At 45.0% G+C, this 5,000-nt stretch carries 4 protein-coding genes and 2 rRNA genes (2 of these 6 running past the window's edge); 1 reads left to right on the forward strand and 5 read right to left on the reverse strand.

Going from position 1 to position 5,000, the window contains the following annotated elements:
* On the reverse strand, positions 1 to 203 hold the 5' portion of the coding sequence (locus AB1279_RS22695; RefSeq protein ID WP_429761098.1) for a DMT family transporter. The gene continues 694 nt to the left of window position 1, outside the view; only the first 203 of its 897 coding nucleotides appear in the window; its start codon is at positions 201 to 203; the stop codon falls past the left edge of the window.
* A 262-nt stretch (positions 204 to 465) separates the two neighbouring features.
* Here AB1279_RS22695 and AB1279_RS22700 point away from each other — a divergent pair, with 262 nt between their 5' ends.
* Positions 466 to 1,011, forward strand: a complete 546-nt coding sequence (locus AB1279_RS22700; protein WP_429761100.1) for a DUF1697 domain-containing protein — start codon at positions 466 to 468, stop codon at positions 1,009 to 1,011.
* 67 nt (positions 1,012 to 1,078) lie between these two features.
* Here AB1279_RS22700 and AB1279_RS22705 read toward each other — a convergent pair whose 3' ends face one another.
* The 4 genes from AB1279_RS22705 to AB1279_RS22720 form a co-directional block, all read right to left on the reverse strand.
* Positions 1,079 to 1,225: a hypothetical protein gene (locus AB1279_RS22705; protein WP_429761102.1), complete on the reverse strand. Its 147-nt coding sequence runs from the start codon at positions 1,223 to 1,225 to the stop codon at positions 1,079 to 1,081.
* Between the two features lie 34 nt (positions 1,226 to 1,259).
* On the reverse strand, positions 1,260 to 2,120 hold the full coding sequence (locus AB1279_RS22710; protein ID WP_429761103.1) for an SMP-30/gluconolactonase/LRE family protein: 861 nt from the start codon (positions 2,118 to 2,120) through the stop codon (positions 1,260 to 1,262).
* Between the two features lie 210 nt (positions 2,121 to 2,330).
* Positions 2,331 to 2,446: ribosomal RNA gene (gene rrf / locus AB1279_RS22715) — 5S ribosomal RNA — on the reverse strand.
* A gap of 50 nt (positions 2,447 to 2,496) precedes the next feature.
* Positions 2,497 to 5,000: ribosomal RNA gene (locus AB1279_RS22720) — 23S ribosomal RNA — on the reverse strand (it continues 418 nt past the right edge of the window).

Below are 5,000 nucleotides of genomic sequence, written 5' to 3' on the forward strand. Positions count from 1 at the left end.
AAAGATAAAATTATAATTCTTTTCCACGGGATATAACTTCGTCTTACTTCCGACCAATAGAAAGGAAAGAATAAGCAGCCAGCTAAAGATAAGCGTAAAAAAAGTAAAATAAAAGGCGGGAATGAATGCAATGCCCACTTTGTTGGAGCAATAGCAATTCCCCATAGCATAATCGCTATTATTAGCATAAAAATGCCTCTCATATGTATTTCACATCCGTTTCAATTACAATTGTTAAGTAATAGATTTCATCCAAATCTACATTCAAAAAAGTTAAAAACAACAGTAACCTTTAAATATAGGATTTTTTATATTTTAATAGACTATTCCAGATATATAGTTGAATAAATTTCGTAATTCTAATTACTTACTACACAGAGCTTTTCCCAATATAAAAAGGAATCCCTCTTCAAGGTAACGAATTTGTTAGTTGCAATATAAAACAAAAAGACTGAAGGTGACAGAATGGCAATTTATATCGCTCTGTTGCGAGGCATTAACGTAAGCGGACATAATAAGATTAAAATGGCTGAATTGAGGCATATGTTAGAAACGATGGGTCTCAACCGAGTACAAACATATATTCAAACTGGCAATGTCCTATTTGAATCAGCGGAGGATATAGAATCATTGTGCTTCCGAATTGAGAATGAAATTAAAACAGCTTTTGGAATTTCAATCACCGTTGTCTTAAGAACATCCACAGAATTTGAGAGTATCATTGAGCATTGCCCATATACAGATGTACCCTTGGCTAAAGGAGAAAGTGTTCATGTTTCCATTTTGACTGAAGAGCCTCAACAAAAGGTGGCCGAGCTGCTATCGAACAGCGAACGTGATAATGATGAATACTATATGCATGGACGTGAAATTTACTTCTTGTTCCGTCAAAGCATGCTGGATTCCAAGTTGGCAAAGAATCTACAGAAACTCGGAAATACAGCAACAACACGCAACTGGAATACAATCAATAAACTGGCTGCGCTATTGAAGGCGATGCAAGCTGAATAAGAAAAAATATTTCCGAGGGAACAATAGGGGAAATTCCAAATTTCATGAAAATGTTTACGTATTTTCACTATTGTTTCCCTTGTTCATCGACAGTAATGTTTCGCTCATTTGGCTCTAACATCATAAATTCCATCTCCTCATCCAGTCGTCTACAAAGTGAGCGGGATTTTTTTACATCTGCTATTTTAACCTCTCGAAGTCGTACATTTTCCAATATCCAAACTACTTTCTTGGTAAGTTTGATAAATTCATCCATTAAATTGATATGTAGGACATCCTCTTATGTTCATTTTTATTCGAAATACTCCACCAGCACTCGAATCTGTACTATGCATTCTTGCCGTTGAAACATATAACTCATTTAAGTCACTTCCACCAAATGTACAAGAGGTCACATATAAAGCGGGTATAGGAATAGTTAGCAACTGTTCTCCATTTACAGGGTTCCACCTCGATACTTTAGAACCTCCCCAGTGAGCAATCCATAGCATACCTTCTTCATCAATTGTCATCCCATCAGGAAGTCCTTCCTCTTTTGATATGACAATAACATCTTGTGGGTTTGTAATATGACCTGTATGGACATCATAATCAAAACGAACTACTTTTCTTGTAGGTGTATCAATGAAATACATGTATTTATGATTGGGTGACCACGCTAAACCATTAGAAGTACTCACTTGTTCTAATTTCTTTTTGACAGTTAAATCGGTATCTAAGCAGTAAAGAGCTCCCTCTCCACTTATACCAACTGAGTCTGTAGTACCTGCCCAAAAGCGACCTGCTGGATCGCACTTCCCATCATTAAAGCGATTGTCTTGTAAATGGCTTTCTGGATCATAAATAGCCTGTAGTTCTTCCGTATCAGGATTTAATGAATGAAAGCCATTCTCTAAAGCAAGGATCATGTTACCAGATTCCCTAGGAACCACTGACCCTACCATCTGTCCAACAAAGATTTCCTTATTTTTATTTGTAATAGGATTATAGATATGAACCTTCTTCTCTAAGATATCAACCCAATATAGTAACTGCTTTTTACTATCCCAGCAAGGCCCTTCTCCAAGAGTAGCCTTAGCATCAATTACTAATTCTAATTCACCTAGCAAATTAACACCCCTTTATCAAAGAATATTCCGTCTATTTATAGTAACATGCATGCACAGCTCTATTAAAGCTTGGAGATGCCGATATTTCCCCCGCAGGTATTATATACATCATAGAATACAACGTGAAGCTTCCATCAGTGTAGGTCTTACTGCTCTTTAATGCAGGATGAAAGCACAAAAAAGACGAGTCATACTGACTCGTCTCAGATTGCCTGGCAACGTCCTACTCTCACAGGGACAAGGTCCCAACTACCATCGGCGCTAGAGAGCTTAACTTCCGTGTTCGGTATGGGAACGGGTGTGACCTCTCTGCCATCATTACCAGACTTATGAAGGTATATTCCTTCAAAACTAGATAACATTTGCTTCATATTATATGGTTAAGTCCTCGATCTATTAGTATTCGTCAGCTCCACATGTCACCATGCTTCCACCTCGAACCTATCAACCTGATCATCTTTCAGGGATCTTACTAGCTTACGCTATGGGAAATCTCATCTTGAGGGGGGCTTCATGCTTAGATGCTTTCAGCACTTATCCCTTCCGCACATAGCTACCCAGCTATGCCCTTGGCAGAACAACTGGTACACCAGCGGTGCGTCCATCCCGGTCCTCTCGTACTAAGGACAGCTCCTCTCAAATTTCCTACGCCCACGACGGATAGGGACCGAACTGTCTCACGACGTTCTGAACCCAGCTCGCGTACCGCTTTAATGGGCGAACAGCCCAACCCTTGGGACCGACTACAGCCCCAGGATGCGATGAGCCGACATCGAGGTGCCAAACCTCCCCGTCGATGTGGACTCTTGGGGGAGATAAGCCTGTTATCCCCGGGGTAGCTTTTATCCGTTGAGCGATGGCCCTTCCATGCGGAACCACCGGATCACTAAGCCCGACTTTCGTCCCTGCTCGACTTGTAGGTCTCGCAGTCAAGCTCCCTTATGCCTTTGCACTCTACGAATGATTTCCAACCATTCTGAGGGAACCTTTGGGCGCCTCCGTTACTTTTTAGGAGGCGACCGCCCCAGTCAAACTGCCCACCTGACACTGTCTCCCGGGTCGATAAGACCCGTAGGTTAGAATTTCAATACAGCCAGGGCGGTATCCCACCAGCGCCTCCACCGAAGCTAGCGCTCCGGCTTCAAAGGCTCCCGCCTATCCTGTACAAGCTGTACCAAAATTCAATATCAGGCTACAGTAAAGCTCCACGGGGTCTTTCCGTCCTGTCGCGGGTAACCTGCATCTTCACAGGTACTATAATTTCACCGAGTCTCTGGTTGAGACAGTGCCCAAATCGTTACACCTTTCGTGCGGGTCGGAACTTACCCGACAAGGAATTTCGCTACCTTAGGACCGTTATAGTTACGGCCGCCGTTTACTGGGGCTTCAGTTCAGAGCTTCGCTTGCGCTAACCCCTCTCCTTAACCTTCCAGCACCGGGCAGGTGTCAGCCCCTATACTTCGCCTTACGGCTTCGCAGAGACCTGTGTTTTTGCTAAACAGTCGCTTGGGCCTATTCACTGCGGCTTTCCGTTAAGAAAGCACCCCTTCTCCCGAAGTTACGGGGTCATTTTGCCGAGTTCCTTAACCAGAGTTCTCTCGCTCACCTTAGGATTCTCTCCTCGCCTACCTGTGTCGGTTTGCGGTACAGGCACCTTTTATCTCGCTAGAAGCTTTTCTTGGCAGCGGGGAATCAAAGACTTCGCTCCATAAGGAGCTTCCCCATCACAGCTCAGCCTTCGCGGTAAGCGGATTTGCCTACTTACCAGCCTAACTGCTTGGACGTGCACAACCAATCGCACGCTTCTTCTATCCTTCTGCGTCCCTCCATTGCTCAAACGATAAAGAGGTGGTACAGGAATATCAACCTGTTGTCCATCGCCTACGCCTGTCGGCCTCGGCTTAGGTCCTGACTAACCCTGAGCGGACGAGCCTTCCTCAGGAAACCTTAGGCATTCGGTGGACGGGATTCTCACCCGTCTTTCGCTACTCATACCGGCATTCTCACTTCTAAGCGCTCCACCAGTCCTTACGATCTGACTTCACAGCACTTAGAACGCTCCCCTACCACTGATACCATAGGTATCAATCCGCAGCTTCGGTGGTGTATTTAGCCCCGGTACATTTTCGGCGCAGAGTCACTCGACTAGTGAGCTATTACGCACTCTTTAAATGGTGGCTGCTTCTAAGCCAACATCCTAGTTGTCTAAGCAACTCCACATCCTTTTCCACTTAATACACACTTTGGGACCTTAGCTGGCGGTCTGGGCTGTTTCCCTTTTGACTACGGATCTTATCACTCGCAGTCTGACTCCCAAGGATAAGTCATTGGCATTCGGAGTTTGACTGAATTCGGTAATCCGATGGGGACCCCTAGTCCAATCAGTGCTCTACCTCCAAGACTCTCACACTTGAGGCTAGCCCTAAAGCTATTTCGGGGAGAACCAGCTATCTCCAGGTTCGATTGGAATTTCTCCGCTACCCACACCTCATCCCCGCACTTTTCAACGTGCGTGGGTTCGGGCCTCCATTCAGTGTTACCTGAACTTCACCCTGGACATGGGTAGATCACCTGGTTTCGGGTCTACGACCACGTACTAAACGCCCTATTCAGACTCGCTTTCGCTACGGCTCCGCCTCTTCAGCTTAACCTCGCACGGGATCGTAACTCGCCGGTTCATTCTACAAAAGGCACGCCATCACCCGTTAACGGGCTCTGACTATTTGTAGGCACACGGTTTCAGGATCTCTTTCACTCCCCTTCCGGGGTGCTTTTCACCTTTCCCTCACGGTACTGGTTCACTATCGATCACTAGGTAGTATTTAGCCTTGGGAGATGGTCCTCCCGGATTCCGACGGAATTTCACGTGTTCCGCCGTAC

The sequence above is a fragment of the Bacillus sp. S14(2024) genome (assembly GCF_050473785.1).
Classification (GTDB): domain Bacteria; phylum Bacillota; class Bacilli; order Bacillales; family Bacillaceae_G; genus Bacillus_A; species Bacillus_A yunxiaonensis.

Bases quoted from the DNA above. Each gene is read 5' to 3' on its own strand.
- AB1279_RS22700 (WP_429761100.1), top strand. From the start codon at position 466: ATGGCAATTTATATCGCTCTGTTGCGAGGCATTAACGTAAGCGGACAT.